The organism is Pseudomonas sp. IT-P171 (assembly GCF_949767765.1).
Taxonomy (GTDB): Bacteria; Pseudomonadota; Gammaproteobacteria; order Pseudomonadales; family Pseudomonadaceae; genus Aquipseudomonas; species Aquipseudomonas fluorescens_B.
In genome coordinates this window covers 218,377-236,129 of record NZ_CATKQN010000022.1, presented here as the reverse complement: position 1 = coordinate 236,129, position 17,753 = coordinate 218,377, and the positions used below count along the sequence as shown (strand labels likewise).

Below are 17,753 nucleotides of genomic sequence, written 5' to 3'. Positions count from 1 at the left end.
TCAGGCGAAAACGGGTACAGCATCATGTCGGAATCCGGGCAAACATCCGCTATTGCCGGATCCTGACCTTCAGGCTAGATGATTTTCGTGCCATCACCGCAATGATTCGTTTCAGTCAGTTGCGCGAACTCTGGTCCGGGCGACTATGCTCTGGTGACTCGGATCCATAATCTGTACGTTCGGCCAGGTGGTCAGGGAAAAGGATGACCCTTATGAACACTGCGCATCAAACCGCTGCCGGTCCAGGGATCTGGCGATGAATACGCTGCTGGCGCGAACCAACCGGCGAATTCTCATCGTCGACGACACGCCTTCAATCCATGAGGACTTCATCAAGATCCTCAGCCCGCCATCGTCCGATGACGACAGCCTGACCAGCTCGGAGCAAGCCCTTTTCGGCACTGCGGTGACGGCCACACTCCAGCGTTTCGTACTCGACTCGGCCTTCCAGGGCCTCGAAGCGCTGGACAAGGTCGAAACGGCCCTGGCCAACGACATGCCCTACGCGATGGCGTTCATCGACATGCGCATGCCACCGGGCTGGAACGGCCTGGAAACCATCGAACGCTTGTGGCAAGTCGACCCCAAGTTGCAAGTGGCGCTGTGCACGGCCTACTCCGACTATTCCTGGGAAGACATCGACGAACGCCTGGAGCTGGGCGACCGTCTGCTGATTCTCAAGAAACCGTTCGATGCGATCGAAATCCGCCAGATGGCCAGCGCGCTGACCGCCAAGTGGCAAATGACCGAAGATGCGGAGCTGAAGATGTCGCTGCTCGAGCAAGCGGTCGAGGAGCGCACCCGGGAACTGTCCGATGCCAACATCATCGTGCAGAACAGCCCGACCATTCTGTATCGGCTGCGGGGCGAACCGTCGTTTCCGCTGATGTACATCTCGCACAACATCACCAAGTACGGGCATGTCGCGGCGAAACTGGTCGCCTCGGCCAATTGGGCCCGGGAGTTGATACATCCCGAAGATCAATTGAAGGTCGACACCGCCATGGCCCGGGTGCTGGACCGCCACGCTGCCGGCGCCTCCATCGAGTTCCGCATGCGCACCGGCAACGGTGACTGGCGCTGGGTGGAAAACCGCTACATCCCGGTACGCGACGACGAAGGCCGCCTGCTGGAAGTCGAAGGCATCATCATCGACGTCACAGAACGCAAGGTGGCCGAAGAGAAAATCTTCCTGCTGGCGCGCACCGACGGACTGACCGGACTGGCCAACCGCGCCACGCTGATCGAGCGGCTGCACCAGGCCTTCGCCGCCGCACGTCGCGGCGCGACGCCATTCGCCATGTTTTACCTGGACCTGGACCACTTCAAACGCATCAACGACACCCTCGGGCACCCGGTGGGTGACTTGTTGCTGCAAGAAGTGGCCCGGCGCATCAAGGCCTGCGTGCGGGAAAACGATGTGGTCGCCCGCCTCGGCGGCGACGAGTTCGCGATCCTGCAGCTGGATGTCAGCGACCCGACCCATTCCGCCGCCCTCGCCACCAAGGTCCGGGATGCACTGGTGCTGCCCTACTCCCTGGCCAGCAACGATATACGGGTATCGGTCAGTATTGGCATCAGCAGTTACAGCCCGACCATCACCAGTGCCGACGGCATGTTGACCCAGGCCGACATGGCGCTCTATCGCTCCAAGGAAAAGGGCCGCAACCAGTACCACTTCCATTCAGAGGAGATCAATCAGGAAGTGGTCGAACGCATGACCATCGCCAGCGAGTTAAGAGAGGCCATCGAACACAATGAACTTGAACTGTGTTACTGGCCGGAAGTCGACCTGACCAGCGGCAAGATCCTCGGAATGGAAGCGCAGGTCACCTGGAACCACCGCGAGCGCGGTTTGCTGGAAGCCACTGCGTTCCTGCCCGCCGCCGAAAAGACCGGCACGATCATCGCCCTCGGTCATTGGGTGCTGGATCGAGCCTGCCGGCAAATGCGCCAGTGGCGGGATGAAGGTGTCGCGCCACCGGTGATTGCGATCAAGCTGTCCCTGGCCCAGCTCAAGAGCGGCCCCGAACTCATCTATGACGTGCTGCGCACCACCGCACGCTGGGAGCTCTGCGCCGCGGACCTGCGGTTCGACGTCACCGAAGCGACGCTGGCCCAGACCAAATGGACCCACAACGACGTGTTGCCACGCTTGCGTGACCTGGGCGTGAAGATCGCCATCGACGACTTCGGCACCGAGTATTCTTCGTTCGATTACCTCAAGACCTATCAGGTCAATCACCTGAAACTCGCCCAAGCCTTCATCGACACAGCCGCTCGCGATCCGTCCAGTGCCAACACGTTGCGCGCCATCATCAACTTCGCTCGGGATGTCGGGATCGGCATCATTGCCGAAGGCGTCGAGACCCAGGAACAGCGCAGTTCGTTGATGGCCACCGGGTCACCGATGAACGCCCAGGGTTTTTTCTTCAGCAAGGCCGTCAGCAGCCAACAGGCTGCCGAGTTGCTGAAAGCCGGGAGAATCATGCCGTCCACGGAGGACAAAGGATGAAAACCCCTTTCGTGCGGACCAACCGGCGCATCCTGATCGTCGACGACACACCCTCTATTCATGATGATTTCCGCAAGATCCTCGGCGCCGAAACGGAAGGTGATCTGAGCCTGGCCGGCACTGAAGCAGCACTGTTCGGCACGCTGCCGATGGAACGGCTGACGTTCCAGCTCGACTCGGCCTATCAGGGGCAAGAAGCCCTGGAGCTGGTAAAACGCGCATTGGCCGAAGGTCACCCTTACGCCCTGGTGTTCACCGACATGCGCATGCCTCCGGGCTGGGACGGGCTGGAGACCATTGAACAACTGTGGAAGGCCGATCCACACCTGCAAGTCGCCTTGTGCACGGCGTATTCGGATTACACCTGGGAAGCCATGGCCGAACGGCTGGAGTTTGGCGACCAGATGCTGGTGCTGAAAAAGCCCTTCGACAGCCTGGAAATCCGCCAGATGGCTAGCGCCCTGACCTGGAAATGGCAGATGGCTCAGGACGCGGCGATGAAGGTGCTGAGCCTGGAGCAAACCATCGAAGCGCGGGTTCACGAATTGCTCAAGGTGTCTCATCTGTTGCAGTACGACGTGTTGACCGAGTTGCCCAACAGCACGTTGCTGGGTGACCGGCTGAACCAGTCGCTGGCGTTGTCCCGACGCCATGACAAGCAACTGGCGGTGATGTTTCTGGGGCTTGATCGCTTCAAGCGCATCAACAATGCCCTCGGCCATCCGGCCGGTGACGAAATGTTGAAACAGGTCAGCCGCAACCTGGTGGCCACCGTGCGCGAGTCAGATTCGGTGTTTCGCTATGGCTCCGACGAATTCGTGGTGATCCTCGCCGATATCCGCCATCCCCAGCAGACAAAGGGCATCGCCGAAAAACTCTTGAACGCCATTCGCGCCCCCCTGCACATCGCCGGGCATGACCTGAGCGTGACCGCGAGCCTGGGCATCAGTATTTATCCCGATGACGGTTTCGACGCCATCGAGCTGATCAAGAAAGCCGAAACCGCGATGCGCAACATCAAGGAAAGCGGCCCGAACGATTTCAGTTTTTTCATCGATGAAATGAACAAGCGGGCCCGGGATCAGCAAAGCATCGAAACCGGTATTCGCCTGGCGCTGGAGCGCAATGAGTTTGTCCTGCATTACCAACCCAAACTGGATCTGGGCAGCGGCATGGTAGTCGGCGCCGAGGCCTTGATCCGTTGGCAAAGACCCGGGCACGGCCTGGTCTATCCGTCGGATTTCATCGCGGTGGCCGAAGACAGCGGCCTGATCGTCCCGCTGAGCAAATGGGTGCTTGCCGAGGCCTGCCGACAAGCCTGCGCCTGGCAAGCGCGCGGGCTGCCAAATCTCTGCATGTCGGTGAACATGTCAGCCATCGATTTCCGTCAGCGGGACTTTGTCGATGGCATCGAACAGATCCTCGAACAGACAGGCCTGGAGCCGTCCTTGCTGGAGCTGGAGATCACCGAAGGCGTGTTGATGCAAAACATCGAGACCACCGTCAATTCCCTGAACCGACTCAAGGCGCTGGGTGTGCGTCTGGCCATCGATGACTTCGGCACCGGCTATTCCAGCCTGAGTTACTTGCAGCGTTTTCCAATCGATGTACTGAAAATCGACCAGTCGTTCATTCGCGGCTTGAGCAACGACAGCAACGACGCTGCCCTGGTCAGCGCCATCATCAGTCTTGGGCGCAGCCTCAAACTGACCATCATCGCCGAAGGCGTGGAAACCCTCGAACAATTGAATTTCCTCAGGGCCCATCATTGCGAGGAAGGCCAGGGTTACTACTTCAGCAAAGCCGTGGAAGCGGACAGCTTCGTGCAGTATCTGTGTTCCGTGAAACCTGCTCCATTTACCGCCACGTGAACGATGCGTAACGACACATGGGCTATTAAGCCAAGGAATCATCAGATGTCGCCATCCATTCACCACCAGCTCCTGGTGCCGCTGCTCGGATTCTGTCTGAGCGCGGTCGCGGCACCGCTGGATGAACCGCTTAAACCACTGCCTCCGGTGCCACAACAAAACCCGCTGCGGGTCGAACTCGGTCGCCAGTTGTTCAATGAACCGCGCCTCTCAGTCAACAACACGCTGTCCTGCGCCAGTTGTCATCATCTGGACAAAGGGGGTGCCGATTCCGTACCGTTTTCCATCGGCTTCAACGGTGTGCCGGTGACGATCAACACCCCCAGCGTGTTCAACGCCACCCTGAATTTCAGGCAGTTCTGGAACGGCCGCGCCAACTCCCTGGAATCCCAGATCCATGAAGTGGTGAAGAGCCCCAGCGAAATGGGCAGCAACTGGGAGCACGTGGTGCAAGTGCTGTCCGCCGACCCTGCGTACCACAGCGCATTTGGCAATGCCTACCCGGACGGCGTGACCATGAACAATGTGCAAAACGCCCTGGCCGCCTATGAACGTACGCTGCTCAGTAGCAACTCGCGGTTTGATCAATACCTGCTGGGCGACACCGACATCCTCACGACCGAGGAAAAATACGGTTACCAGCGTTTCAAGGACTACGGCTGCATCGCCTGCCATCAAGGCGTGAACATCGGCGGCAACATGTTCCAGAAGTTCGGCGTCATGGGCGATTACTTCAAGGTTCGCGGCAACCCGACCGACACCGACCAGGGTCGCTATCTGGTGACCGGGGAAGAAGAGGACCGCAATGTGTTCAAGGTACCGAGCCTGCGCAATGTGGCAGTAACCGCACCGTACTTTCACGACAGTTCGGCCAAGACCCTCGAAGAGGCCGTGGACGTGATGTTCAAGTTCCAGCTCGGGCGCATTCCTTCCGCCGAGGACAAAACCCTGATCATCAAATTCCTCAAGACCCTGACCGGTGAATGGGGAGGCAAACCCTTATGAAAATGTCACGCCGTCGCAGTCTTGCCCTGCTGGGGGCCGTCGCTTTGTTGCTGGCCTCGACGCTGCTGTTCCTGTACATCAAATCGAATTCGAACCAGACATCGACCTACGCCGAATCCCGTGACCTGATCGGTCGCATCAAGCAGTTGAACGCGCAATGGGAAACCGAGATCCTCAAGGCCCGGATCACCATCAACCACAATTACGATCCGCTGGTCACGCCGCTGATCGAGATGACGCAGCTGTGGGAGCGGTTCGATACCCTGGAATCGAACCACGGCCGCAACGATTCGCCGATCTGGCGTGCCAGCCATGAAACGTACCTGACCGCCGTCCAGGAAAAGACCCGGCTGGTGGAGCAGTTCAAGTCCCACAACGCTGTGCTGCGCAACTCACTGGCGTTCCTGCCCACCGCCGAGGACGATATTCAGGAGCAGTTGGCCCGGCTGGTCGATGGCGACAAACTGCAACTGCAGAACATCGCCACCGACACTTACGATCTGCTGCTCAGCAGTCTGGAGTTCGCCCAGGTCACCTCCGACGACAGGGCCGCGGACATTTTGGTCGGTCTGAACAAGCTCGGGGTGAACAAGTTGCGCCTGCCCGAACAGTTTCACAGCCCGATCGATATTTTAAGCAACCACATTTCACTGATTCTGCGCGAACAGCCGGTGGTCAACCGTTTGCTGGAAAACATCGAAGCGATTCCCGTCGCCGAGCGTCTGGACGACATCACCAGCCTGTTGAACACTGACCAGCAACAGGCCGATGCGGTCGAGCAGCGCTACCACTTTTACATGTTGGTGTTTTCAGTGCTGCTGGTCCTGTTGCTGGTGTACCTGGCGATTCACCTGATGCGCAGTTTCACCACCATCAATCGCGTCAACAAGGCCCTGAAAACCGCCAATGACGAACTGGAACTGCGCGTGGAAGAACGCACCCGCGAGCTCAAGGATACCCAGAGCGAACTGCTCGACACCGCACGCCAGGCCGGCATGGCCGAGATCGCCACCAATGTGTTGCACAACGTCGGCAACGTGCTCAACAGCGTCAACATTTCGGCCGATCTGGTCAGCCGCAAACTGCGCGCCAGCAAGGCCCAGGGGTTGGGCAAGGCCATGCAGCTGATCAACGAACACCCGGATGACCTCGGTGCCTTCCTGACCCGGGACGAGAAAGGCAAATTGCTTCCCGGTTACCTCAATCAACTGGTGGAGGCCATCGCGCTCGAACAACAGAGCATGACCGACGAACTCGCGCAGTTGAGCAAAAGCGTCGACCACATCAAGGACATCGTCGCCACCCAGCAATCCTACGCGGGCGCCAACAATCTGATGGAGCCGCTGCACATCAGCGAATTGCTCGAGGACGCCCTGCGCATGAACGCCGGTGCGCTGACCCGGCATCACGTCAAGGTGGTCAAGGAGTACGGCGAGGTGCCGCAGGTCATGGGCGACAAACACCGCTTGCTGCTGATCCTGATCAACCTGATCAGCAACGCCAAATACGCCATGTCCGACCTCAGCAACCGCCCGCGGCAAATGACCCTCGGGGTCAAAATCGTCGACGACGCGACACTGCAAGTCAGCGTCAAGGATGACGGTGAAGGCATTGCCCCGGAAAACATGACGCGCATCTTTGCCCACGGTTTTACCACGCGCAAGGAAGGTCATGGCTTCGGTCTGCACAGCTGTGCCCTGGCCGCCATCGAAATGAACGGCCACCTGACCGCCTACAGCGACGGGCCGGGCAAGGGCGCGCAGTTCACCCTGCAGATCCCGCTGAAAACCGTCACGGAGGAAGCATGAGCGAACAGTCGAACCGGCGCATTCTGCTGATCGACGACACACCGTCCATTCATGAGGATTTCCGCAAGATCCTGACGCCGACGCCGGTGCCGACTGTCGAGCTGGACGCGATGGAAGCGGCGCTGTTTGGCAGTGAACTGAAATCCACCCGCGCCCTGTTCGAGCTGGATTCGGCGTATGGCGGGCAAGAGGGCCTGGGCAAACTCAAGGATGCCTTGCAGGTAAAGCATCCCTACGCGCTGGCCTTCGTCGACATGCGCATGCCGGAGGGGTGGGACGGCGCGAAGACGATTGAGCATTTGTGGCAGGAAGACCCGCGCCTGCAAGTGGTGGTGTGCACCGCATATTCCGACTATTCGTGGGATGACCTGCTGGACCGGTTGCAGGCCCATGACCGGCTGCTGATTCTGAAAAAACCGTTCGACAACATTGAAGTCCAGCAGATGGCCAACACCCTGCTGACCAAATGGGACATGACCGAACGGGCCTTGGTGCAGATGAGCCACCTGGAGCATCTGGTGGATCAACGCACGGCCCAGTTCAAACAGGCGAGCGAGGCGTTGCAGCGGGAAATCGACGAGCGCAAACAGCTTGAGTCACAACTGGTGCAATCGGAGAAACTCGCTTCACTGGGGCAACTGGCGGCCGGTGTCGCCCATGAAATCAACAACCCCATCGGTTTCATTTCCTCCAACCTCGGCGCCCTCGATGGCTATTTCAAACAGCTGCAGGAAATGCTCGACGCCTACCGTGATGCGGAAAAGGCGATGGGCTCCAGCGAACTGGTCGAGGGTTTGCAACAGCTTCGTGACCGGGTGGAACTGGAATTCCTGCGCGACGACATACCGTTGCTGATCAAGGAATCCAAGGACGGTATCAACCGCGTCGGGCAGATCGTCAGGGACTTGAAGGACTTCTCGCGGGTGGATTCCAACCAGGAATGGCAGTGGGCGAATCTGCAAAACGGCATCGAATCGACGCTGAACATCGTGGCCAATGAACTGAAGTACAAGGCCGATGTGGTGAAGGACTATCAGGCCCTTCCCGATATCGAATGCCTGCCTTCGCAGATCAACCAGGTGATCATGAACCTGATCGTCAACGCGTCGCAGGCCATCGGCGCGGAACGCGGCACCCTCACCCTGCGCACCGGGTCTGAAGGGGAAACCGTATGGATCGAAGTCGCCGACACCGGCACCGGCATCCCGCCGGAAAGCCTGCAGAAAATCTTCGACCCGTTCTTCACCACCAAACCGGTCGGCCAGGGGACAGGGCTGGGGTTGTCCCTGTCCTATGGCATCGTGAAGAAACACCGGGGGAATATCCTGGTGCGCAGTGAAGTCGGCGTTGGCAGCACTTTCCGCGTCGAATTGCCGATCCACCAATCAAAACCGGCTGCCTGAACACAACTCCACATGTGGGAGCGCACCCTTGTGGCGAGGGAGCTTGCTCCCGCTGGGTCGCGAAGCGGTCCCAAAAGCATTGCGACTGCTACGCCCGGACGCGGATCGGCCGGCGGGAGCAAGCTCCCTCACCACAAAAGGCTCGCTCCCACAGCGTTCTTCATCAGTCCGGTGGTCAGGTGGCTTCCTGAAAATCCATCTCCGGTGGCTGACGACGGAATCCGCCCGTCAGCACCGCCAGGTACACCACGCCAATCGCCAGCCAGCTCAGCCCCAGATAGATCGCCAGGTGATCGAGGCTGACCATCAGCCACAAATCCGCCGCCAGGCCTATGAACGGGAAGATCAGGAACAGCACCAATTCACGCAGGCCTTTCTTCTCGCCGCCGATCCAGTAGTGAAAGATCACCGACAGGTTCACCAGACTGAACGCCAGGAACGCGCCGAAGTTGATGAAGGACGTCGAGGTGGTGACGTCCAGTTTCAACGCCAGCAACGCTACCACTGCGCACAGCAGGATGCTGTTGATCGGCGTCCCGAAACGTTCATGCAACGTACCGAAGAAGGATTTCGGCAGCACGCCGTCCCGGCCCATGGCATAGAGCAGACGCGAACCGCTGGCCTGAGCCGACAGCCCCGAGGCAAATTGACCGACGATCAGACCGATCAGGAAGATCGACACAAACAGGTCGCCACCGATGTTGCGGGCAATTTCATAGGCCGCCGAATCGACGCTGTCGAACTGGAACGACGGGTGCGCAATCTGCACGAAGTACGACACGCCGACGAAGATCAGCCCGCCGATCAGGGTAATCAGCATGATCGCCCGCGGGATGGTACGGCGCGGGTCGCGGGTTTCTTCGGTGAGGGTGCTGACCGCGTCGAAACCGAGGAACGAGTAACAGGCGATAGCGGCACCGCTCATGATCAGTGGCATCTGCATGTCACCGTTGAAGAACGGTTTGACCGACCACAACGGCGTGCTCGCATCGCCGCCGACGTAATGCACGCACAGCGCAACGAAGGCGATCAGCACCAGAAACTGCACCAGCATCAGCAAGGCGTTGATACCGTTGGCCAGTTTCAGGCCGACGATGTTGATCGCGCTGGTGATGCCGATGAACGCCAGCACCCAGATCCATTGCGGCACCGCCGGGAACGCGGAGTTGAGGTACGCCGCGCCGATCAGCCAGATCGCCATCGGCAGGAACAGGTAATCGAGCAGCACCGCCCACCCGGCGATGAAACCGAGTTTCGGGCTGATCGCCTTGCGCACATAACTGTACGCCGAGCCCGCCACGGGAAATGCCGAAGCCATTCGGCCGTAACTCATGGCGGTGAAGAACATCGCCACCAGCGCCGCGAGGTACGCGGCCGGCACCATGCCAGCGGTGGATTGAGCAAGGATGCCGAACGTGCCGAGCACAATGATCGGCGTCATGTAGGCGATGCCAAACAGCACCACCGACCCTAACGAGAGGGTGCGTTGCAAACGAGCCATGAGCGACTACTCCGGATTTTATTGGATTTATGGCAGAGCCGAGTTCGGCGCAAATTACGGGTGTTGCGTTTGTTGTTTTGAAGTTTTCAGATGAATTGTGGGGCGCCGCAAAGATCTTCAGCTCCGAGGAATCAACAGCTCCCGAAGTCCAGAAGCATGTTCAACCCTCTCCCCCGGCAACTTCAGCCGCTGATCATCCAGATACCGATAATCCTGTCGCGCCGCTTCCAGCTGACTGAAGTCCAGCTCCACCGCAAACTGCCCTTCATCGCGTCCGGCCTCGAACAACAGCGTGCCCAGCGGATTCACCAGCGCACTGCCACCGGCGAACAACAACCCGCCATCGCCCTCTTCCACCCGGTTGACCATCAGCGCAAATGCCTGGTTTTCCTGGGCGCGGGCCATGATGGCGGTACGGTGAGTCGGGCCGTACGGGTCCATGTTGCCGTTGGTGACGATCAGCAGTTCGGCGCCCAGTTGCGCCAGGGCGCGGGCGGTTTCCGGGAACTCGATGTCGTAGCAAATCAGCAGGCCGACCCGCACGCCATTCCACAGGCACGTGGCGTAGCGGTCGCCCGGCTCGTACACACCGCGGTCCGACGCCCACAGGTGGGTCTTGCGATATGTCAGCGCGATGCCTTCAGGGGTGATCAGCAACGTGGTGTTGAAGAAGCGACCGTTGTCGTTCTCGGCCGTACCGATCACCACGGCGATGTTGCGCTCGCGGGCAGCGGCGACGATCGCGCTGACGGTGGGGCCGGTCAGGGGTTCGGCGACCGCCGCGACGGTCTCGGCGGACGGGAAGCCCATCAGATGGCTTTCCGGAAACATGATCAACTGAGTGTCGGTCGCGCAGGCAGCAATCGCCGTCAATGCGCGTTCGAGGTTGTAAGCCGTGTCGTTGTCACGGCCCGCCAGTTGGGCGAGTTCGACCTTCATGGGTAGTCCTTGTTCTGGTGGCCGGGCGGCAGAAAGATTGCCCGGCCGTTGTCTGTGCGCCAGTATGCGCAGCAAGCAACCGGCCAGGGAATCACGCGGCCGGGGTAACCCGATAGGGGTAGACCCATGACACTCTCGTTAGACGACATCGCCTGGCACCGTTCGGTCGGGCAACTGATCGACGCCCTCGACAAGCCCAATTTCTGGACGCAGCTGGTGCGCCTGCTGGATCAGTACGTGCCTTTCGACAGCTGGGTGGCGCTGCTTTTCAGCGCCGACCAGCACCCGCAAGTGTTCGCCGAATGCCCGGGCGAGGACGGCAGCCCGGATCAGTTGTTCCAGGATTACCTGCGCGGCTTGTACCTGCTCGACCCGTTCTACATCGCCTGCCGCGAGCAGTCGCGCACCGGGCTCTATCGCCTCTCGGAAGTGGCGCCGGAGCACTTCGAGCTGACCGAGTATTACCAGCGCTACTTTCGTCTGAATGTGGTGGCCGACGAAATCCAGTTCAATTGCCAGCTCGAGGGTGATCGTACGCTGTGCCTGTCGTTGGGCAGCAAGCAGCGTTTCAGCAGTCAACAGATTGCCTTGCTGTCGTTGATTCAGCCGTGGGTGCTCGGCCTGTTGCGCCAGCGCCTGCCTTACGAAATCAACGAAGTCGTGGCCCTCGCGCCGGCGCCGGTCCAGGGTGACTGGCGCGTTCAACTGGAAGCTTCGGTGCAGCAACTCAAAGGTGCACAACTGACCGCGCGCGAGCTGGATGTCGGACGCTTGATGCTCAGCGGTTGCTCCAGTAAAGAAATCGCCCGTAAGCTGGAAATCTCTGTTGAAACCGTGAAAGTCCATAAGAAACACATGTACAGCAAACTGGGGATCAAATCCCAGTCCGAGCTGTTTTCGATTTTTCTCCAGGCCCAAAATGCCTGACAACCGCTGCGGCGCCGCAAACGCCTGTGGCGAGGGAGCTTGCTCCCGCTGGGCCGCGAAGCGGTCCCGATACAGGCACCGCGTGCAGCCAGACAGAACCCGTCAGCAGGTTTTGCGGTTGCTGCGCAGCCGAGCGGGAGCAAGCGCCCTCGCCACAGAACTTGAACAGCATTGCCAAACAATGACCGAGTCCGAACCCAAGGAAACCGTATGAGCCTGTCACTCCTGAGCCGCTACGCCTTCTTTGCCGCTTGTGTGATCTTCACCCTCGCCAGCCTGCCGTTCCTGGCGCACGACTGGCTCTGGCCGATCACCGCCGTCACCGGCGTGCTCAGCCTCGTGGGCCTGTTCGATCTGCTGCAAAGCCCCCACGCCGTGCGTCGCAATTACCCGATCCTCGGCAACATCCGCTATCTGGTGGAGGGCATCCGTCCGGAAATCCGCCAATACCTGCTCGAGTCCGACAGCGACGCCCTGCCCTTCTCCCGGGCCCAGCGTTCGCTGGTCTATTCGCGCGCCAAGAACGAAAGCGCCGACAAACCCTTCGGCACGTTGATCGACGTGTACCAATCGGGTTTCGAATTCATCGGCCACTCCATGCGCCCGGCACCGTTGAGTGACCCGAGCAGTTTCCGCACCCTCGTCGGTGGCCCGCAGTGCACCCAGCCGTACTCGGCATCGGTGTTCAACATCTCGGCCATGAGTTTCGGCTCCCTCAGCGCCAACGCCATTCGCGCCTTGAACCAGGGCGCCAAGCTCGGCAACTTCGCCCACGACACCGGCGAAGGCAGCATCAGCGCCTATCACCGGGAAAACGGCGGCGACCTGACCTGGGAGCTGGGCAGCGGCTACTTCGGTTGCCGCACCGCAGACGGGCGCTTCGATCCGGAACGCTTCGCCGCACAAGCGCAGACGCCGCAGGTGCGGATGATCGAAATCAAGATGTCCCAGGGCGCCAAACCGGGCCACGGCGGGATTCTGCCCAAGCACAAAGTCACCAAGGAAATCGCCGAGACCCGCGGCATCCAGATGGGTGAAGACTGCATCTCGCCGTCGCGGCACAGTGCATTCTCCACGCCAATCGAACTGATGCACTTCATCCAGCAATTGCGTGAACTGTCCGGCGGCAAACCGGTGGGCTTCAAGTTCTGCCTCGGCCATCCGTGGGAATTCATGGGCATCGCCAAGGCCATGCTGGAAACCGGCATCCTCCCGGACTTCATCGTCGTCGATGGCAAGGAAGGCGGCACCGGTGCGGCGCCTGTGGAATTCACCGACCACATCGGCGTGCCGATGCGCGAGGGCCTGCTGTTCGTGCACAACACGCTGGTGGGCCTGAACCTGCGGGACAAAATCAAACTCGGCGCCAGCGGCAAGATCGTCAGTGCCTTCGACATTGCCAGCGTGCTGGCCATCGGCGCCGACTGGGCCAACTCGGCGCGCGGCTTCATGTTCGCCATCGGTTGCATCCAGTCGCAGTCGTGCCACACCAACAAATGCCCGACCGGCGTCGCCACCCAGGACACCTTGCGCCAGCGCGCCCTCGTCGTCCCGGACAAGGCCCAGCGCGTGTTCAACTTCCACCGCAACACCCTCAAGGCACTGGCGGAAATGCTCGCCGCCGCCGGCCTCGAACATCCGTCGCAGTTGTCGGCCAAGCACCTGGTGCGGCGCATGTCGGCGACCGAGATCAAGCTGTTCTCGCAGCTGCATGTGTTTTTGAAACCGGGGGAATTGCTCACCGGCGAGGTCAACGGCGAGTTTTATTCGCGGATGTGGCAGATGGCGCGGGCGGACAGTTTTGAACCGAATGAAATGGCAGCAGCTTGAGTCCAACGGGGCGCTTCACCAGCGAAGCGTCTTGATCGGGGCGGGTTCTTTCATGACGATGAAACCGTAATCACCGATCAGATAAATCCGGTAGTACTGGCGCTCCAGCAACGGTGGATAGCCCTGATAACCCACGCGCGTCGCATTGCGGCGCTCCTTCTCCGCGACCACATTGGTAATGCCCACTTTTGGCAGGTTCTCGGCCAGCATGAAAAAGTCGATGTTCAGCAAATAGCGCAACACCGGCATCTGTTTGAACGAACCCGCAGCCCCCCGCAACCAGTGATCGGAGTACGTCACCGACATGTAAATCCGCTTGGCCTCGCGCAATTGTCGATGAGTCGCTATGTCGCGCTCCAGGCTGAACAGCGCACTGGTCGTGAAGGCTTTCTGCACCGTCAGTACCCGGCCGTACGCGAACGACAACGACAACATCGCTAGCAATGGCACCATCAGCAACAGCGGCAGCCGTTCGTGGATCTGCGCCAGCGCCAGGTGGCTCAAGTAGAACAACAGCACCAGCAACACGGCGAAGCCCATCAAGGTCCGGGCGCCCTCGTTGAAGTCGCGAAAAAACAGCGCGACGCCCGACACCAACAGCGTCACCACCGGCAAGGTCAGCAAACACAACAGGCCGATCAGGCTTTTCTTCACTCCGCTGTCCTGACGCGCACGCACCTTCAGCCCCACCTGGACAGCACCGGCAATGGCGCAGAGCAACAGTGCGGCGAACACCCAGGCGAATCCGCCATGAAACAGGAGCACGACTTTATCCAGCACTCTGCCGATGTTGACGTGCAGTTGCAGCAGCGGCGCGGCGGCCCAGTTCAACAACAACGCGCGATCCTGACTCATGAACGCCACGGCACTGCCGCAATACATCAGCCAGCCCATGGTCACCTGCGCCACTTTCCAGCCAACCAATTCGCACAGTTGCGGCCAGGCCAATCGGTTATTTGCGCCCCTGAGCAACTCCAGGCAACACAAGCCCAGAAACACATTCAGGCTGATCTGATACAGCCCCAGCGCCAGCGCAATCAGCAACGCTGGCACCAGCCATTGCCAACTGCGCGAGGGGTGACGAAAAGTGATCGCATAGATCATCGCCACCAGGCTCAAGGCCATGGCGGGACCGTCATATTGATAGGACAGGTTCTGCAGAAAAAACGGGTTGTACCAAAGTGGCAGCGGCACCAGGCAACAGGCTATCGTTGGCTGTGGAAAGTAATGAAACGTCAGCCGGGTCAATGCCGTGGCCATGCCCAGCGTGGCAATCAACAGTGGCAATGGAAAGATGTTTGGCGCGGCGTTGCCGAACGTCAGCAGGTTATAGAACAGCTGGGTAAACAAGCGTCCCTGTTCCGCCCACGCCATGCCGGCCGACAGCGAACGCCAGTTGTCATCGATGTACGGGTAGTCTGCGAGGATCAGAGGCACGACATACAGCAACGTCGCCAGCAGAAAAAACAGCCAGACCTGGCGTGGCCCCAGTTCTTTACCGAGAAAATCGCTGAACCGGCCCATGCTAGAGCCCGAGCCGGTCTTTGCCGCCGACGATGTCTCGCACCACATAGCGCGGTCGATGCTTGGCTTCGATGTAGATCCGCCCGACGTACTCGCCAAGGATGCCGATACCGATCAATTGCACACCGCCGAGAAACAGAATGGCGGTCATCAACGACGGGTAACCCGGGACGCTGTTGCCGAAGAAAACCTTGTCCAGGACCATGTACACCGCGTAAAGCACCGCGAAGATCGAAATGCCGCCGCCGATGTACGTCCATAAACGCAATGGCACGGTGCTGAACGAGGTCACGCCTTCGAGCGCCAGGTTCCAGAGTTTCCAGCCATTGAACTTGCTGGCACCGGCCACCCGCCCGGCTCGCTCGTATTCGACCACCGCCGTGGTGAATCCGGCCCACGACAGCACACCCTTCATGAACAACTGGTGCTCGGGCAGTGCGCGGATCACGTCGACCACCTTGCGATCCATCAACCGGAAATCGCCAACGTTTTCCTCTATCCGGGTGTACGAAATACGGTTCAGCACATGGTAGAACAGCGATGCCGTGAGGCGTTTCAGGTAACCATCGGTGGCACGATTGCGGCGCTTTGCGAGCACCACGTCCGCGCCCTTCTGCCACTCGTCTATCAGCAGGGGAATGACGCTGATCGGGTCTTGCAGATCGACGTCCATCGGGATCACCGCGTCGCCGGTCGCATATTCCAGACCGGCGAACAGTGCTGGCTCCTTGCCGAAGTTGCGCGAAAAGTTGATCAGCAGCACCAGATCATCGACCCGCGCCAGCGCTTTGGCCTGCTCTGCCGTGCCATCGGAACTGCCGTCGTTGATGAACACGATCTCGACCTCGTTGCCGCCAAGCCTCAACTCGTGGCGCACCGCCTGATAGAACAGGCCGATCGCCTGCTCTTCGTTGAACACCGGAACGATCAGCGAAACCTTCACGTTTCACGCTCCTGAACAATGCCGTGTAACCGTTCGACAGAGTCCGTTCGCCGTCGTTCTTGTGCGCCGTCGCCCCGCCAGACCGGTGGGCGGATTCGTACATCCAGCTTAGGTCAAGGCGGGCATTTGAGACATTCAGTAATAGCGAGTTTTTTGCAATTGCCGCCGAATCGCGCCACCCTGCGCGCCGCCGATGTGCGGCGCGCAACCTTTTGCGGCGCTGGCCACTCCTTATTCAACACCCGTTCACGAGCCCGCTGTCATGACGTTTGAACGCGATCATCGAATCGACTTTTTTCGAGGCCTGGCGCTGATCTTCATCTTCTGGGATCACGTGCCCCACAACCCCCTCGGTCAAATCACCCCGCGTAACTTCGGTTTCAGCGATGCCGCCGAAATTTTCGTGTTTCTGGCCGGTTATGCGGCGGCCCTGGCCTACGGCAAAATCCTTCAGCGCGATGGTTACCTGATCGCCTGCGTGAAGATCCTGCGCCGCGCCTGGGTGCTCTACGTGGTGCATATTTTCCTGCTGGCGATGCTGATGGGCATCGTGTTCTTCGCCAACAGCCATGTGGAAACCCGGGATCTGGTGGAAGAAATGGGCATGCACCATTTCATCACCAACCCGCAGCAAGCCCTGGTGGATGAACTGCTGCTGCGCTTCAAACCCAACCTCATGGACCCGCTGCCGTTGTACATCGTGCTGCTGGCCGGTTTGCCGCTGGTGTTGCCGATGCTGGTGCGCAAGGCCTGGGCGGTGGTCGCGGTGTCGTTGACGGTGTACCTGCTGGCGCCGTGGTTCGGCTGGAACCTGGCCGCCATCAAGGACGGCGTGTGGTACTTCAACCCGGTCGTCTGGCAACTGTTGTTTGTACTCGGCGGTGCCGCTGCGACTCACGGGCAGCGGCCACGGTTACCCGAGACTCGTGCGCTGCGGCGTCAGCCATTGTTTATCAGTGCGTTGATGTACGTGGTCATCACCGGCGTGATTACCGTCTCGTGGCGATGGCCGGAAATTCATGACGCGGTCATGCCGGGCTGGCTGAGCAACCTGATATACCCGATCAGCAAGACCGACCTGTCGCCGGTACGGCTGCTGCACTTCCTGGCGCTGGCGTACGTCACTGCGAAATTGTTGCCGGATAACGGCTGGACCCAAAACTGGCTGGCGCAGCAAAGTTGTCGCATGGGGCGTTACTCGCTGGAAATTTTCTGCCTCGGCGTGTTGTTGGCGCCACTGGCCGATATGGTCAACGCCATGACCGACGATGCCTTTGCCATGCAGATATTCACGGCGCTGGTGGGGCTCGGGTTAATGGCTCTGCTGGGAGCATGGCTTGATTTCAACAAACGATTGACCGCACCGGCACAGGTCGCCGCCGCCCGATACTGACTGTGTAAATCCCCTCGCCACAGGAGATCTCATCAGATCGAGTAGGAGGCGGATTCACATCCGCCGTCCTCTCACACCACCGTACGTACGGTTC

12 protein-coding genes are annotated in these 17,753 nt (G+C 59.9%); 8 read left to right on the top strand and 4 right to left on the bottom strand.

From position 1 onward, the window contains the following. Nucleotides 1-250 precede the first annotated feature (250 nt). From ACM6I5_RS16085 to ACM6I5_RS16065, 5 genes are read left to right on the top strand one after another with little or no spacing between them, the layout of a single operon-like run. Complete coding sequence (locus ACM6I5_RS16085) at nt 251-2,515, top strand: EAL domain-containing protein (RefSeq protein ID WP_031319099.1); 2,265 nt, start codon at nt 251-253, stop codon at nt 2,513-2,515. Continuing rightward, nucleotides 2,512-4,386, top strand: a complete 1,875-nt coding sequence (locus ACM6I5_RS16080; RefSeq protein WP_414884213.1) for a putative bifunctional diguanylate cyclase/phosphodiesterase — start codon at nt 2,512-2,514, stop codon at nt 4,384-4,386. Before ACM6I5_RS16085 ends, ACM6I5_RS16080 begins: the two co-directional genes overlap by 4 nt. Before the next feature lie 45 nt (nt 4,387-4,431). Continuing rightward, nucleotides 4,432-5,391: a cytochrome-c peroxidase gene (locus tag ACM6I5_RS16075; protein ID WP_017340599.1), complete on the top strand. Its 960-nt coding sequence runs from the start codon at nt 4,432-4,434 to the stop codon at nt 5,389-5,391. Further along, the gene (locus tag ACM6I5_RS16070) at nt 5,388-7,199 is read left to right on the top strand and encodes a DAHL domain-containing protein (protein WP_017340600.1); all 1,812 of its coding nucleotides are present in this window, start codon (nt 5,388-5,390) and stop codon (nt 7,197-7,199) included. Before ACM6I5_RS16075 ends, ACM6I5_RS16070 begins: the two co-directional genes overlap by 4 nt. Then, nucleotides 7,196-8,602 carry an ATP-binding protein gene (locus ACM6I5_RS16065; RefSeq protein WP_414884212.1) on the top strand — a complete coding sequence of 469 codons (1,407 nt, stop codon included), beginning with the start codon at nt 7,196-7,198 and terminating at the stop codon, nt 8,600-8,602. The genes ACM6I5_RS16070 and ACM6I5_RS16065 overlap by 4 nt, the downstream gene beginning before the upstream one ends. Before the next feature lie 175 nt (nt 8,603-8,777). Here the strand turns inward: ACM6I5_RS16065 and ACM6I5_RS16060 are convergent, their stop codons facing one another. Continuing rightward, complete coding sequence (locus ACM6I5_RS16060) at nt 8,778-10,103, bottom strand: APC family permease (protein ID WP_008032234.1); 1,326 nt, start codon at nt 10,101-10,103, stop codon at nt 8,778-8,780. Between the two features lie 117 nt (nt 10,104-10,220). Continuing rightward, nucleotides 10,221-11,042, bottom strand: a complete 822-nt coding sequence (locus ACM6I5_RS16055; protein ID WP_414884211.1) for a carbon-nitrogen hydrolase family protein — start codon at nt 11,040-11,042, stop codon at nt 10,221-10,223. A gap of 126 nt (nt 11,043-11,168) precedes the next feature. Here ACM6I5_RS16055 and ACM6I5_RS16050 point away from each other — a divergent pair, with 126 nt between their 5' ends. Beyond that, nucleotides 11,169-11,969 (top strand): helix-turn-helix transcriptional regulator, encoded by an 801-nt coding sequence (locus tag ACM6I5_RS16050; protein WP_017340603.1) that lies wholly within the window; start codon nt 11,169-11,171, stop codon nt 11,967-11,969. Between the two features lie 210 nt (nt 11,970-12,179). Next, nucleotides 12,180-13,799 carry an FMN-binding glutamate synthase family protein gene (locus ACM6I5_RS16045; RefSeq protein ID WP_017340604.1) on the top strand — a complete coding sequence of 540 codons (1,620 nt, stop codon included), beginning with the start codon at nt 12,180-12,182 and terminating at the stop codon, nt 13,797-13,799. A 15-nt stretch (nt 13,800-13,814) separates the two neighbouring features. Here the strand turns inward: ACM6I5_RS16045 and ACM6I5_RS16040 are convergent, their stop codons facing one another. After that, nucleotides 13,815-15,323 (bottom strand): glucosyltransferase domain-containing protein, encoded by a 1,509-nt coding sequence (locus ACM6I5_RS16040; RefSeq protein WP_414884210.1) that lies wholly within the window; start codon nt 15,321-15,323, stop codon nt 13,815-13,817. Between the two features lies 1 nt (nt 15,324). After that, a complete protein-coding gene (locus ACM6I5_RS16035; RefSeq protein ID WP_017340606.1) occupies nt 15,325-16,266 on the bottom strand; it encodes a glycosyltransferase family 2 protein in 942 nt (313 codons plus the stop codon). A gap of 262 nt (nt 16,267-16,528) precedes the next feature. Between ACM6I5_RS16035 and ACM6I5_RS16030 the strand changes: the two genes are divergently transcribed. Continuing rightward, nucleotides 16,529-17,659, top strand: a complete 1,131-nt coding sequence (locus ACM6I5_RS16030; RefSeq protein WP_414884209.1) for an OpgC family protein — start codon at nt 16,529-16,531, stop codon at nt 17,657-17,659. The last annotated feature ends 94 nt before the right edge of the window (nt 17,660-17,753 follow it).